This is a genomic window from Staphylococcus sp. EG-SA-15 (genome assembly GCF_017151895.1).
Lineage (GTDB): Bacteria > Bacillota > Bacilli > Staphylococcales > Staphylococcaceae > Staphylococcus > Staphylococcus aureus.
Window position 1 is genome coordinate 1 of the sequence record NZ_JACVZN010000071.1, and the last position, 547, is coordinate 547.

At 38.4% G+C, this 547-nt stretch carries 2 rRNA genes; both read left to right on the forward strand.

What is annotated here, in order from left to right:
• A 16S ribosomal RNA gene (locus IDG64_RS14355) occupies positions 1-110 on the forward strand; the annotation flags it as partial.
• A 320-nt stretch (positions 111-430) separates the two neighbouring features.
• A 23S ribosomal RNA gene (locus IDG64_RS14360) occupies positions 431-547 on the forward strand; the annotation flags it as partial.

A 547-nucleotide genomic window follows, 5' to 3' on the forward strand; every position in this document is an offset into this window, starting at 1 on the left:
AGCCGGTGGAGTAACCTTTTAGGAGCTAGCCGTCGAAGGTGGGACAAATGATTGGGGTGAAGTCGTAACAAGGTAGCCGTATCGGAAGGTGCGGCTGGATCACCTCCTTTCTAAGGATATATTCGGAACATCTTCTTCAGAAGATGCGGAATAACGTGACATATTGTATTCAGTTTTGAATGTTTATTTAACATTCAAATATTTTTTGGTTAAAGTGATATTGCTTTTGAAAATAAAGCAGTATGCGAGCGCTTGACTAAAAAGAAATTGTACATTGAAAACTAGATAAGTAAGTAAAATATAGATTTTACCAAGCAAAACCGAGTGAATAAAGAGTTTTAAATAAGCTTGAATTCATAAGAAATAATCGCTAGTGTTCGAAAGAACACTCACAAGATTAATAACGCGTTTCCTGTAGGATGGAAACATAGATTAAGTTATTAAGGGCGCACGGTGGATGCCTTGGCACTAGAAGCCGATGAAGGACGTTACTAACGACGATATGCTTTGGGGAGCTGTAAGTAAGCTTTGATCCAGAGATTTCCGA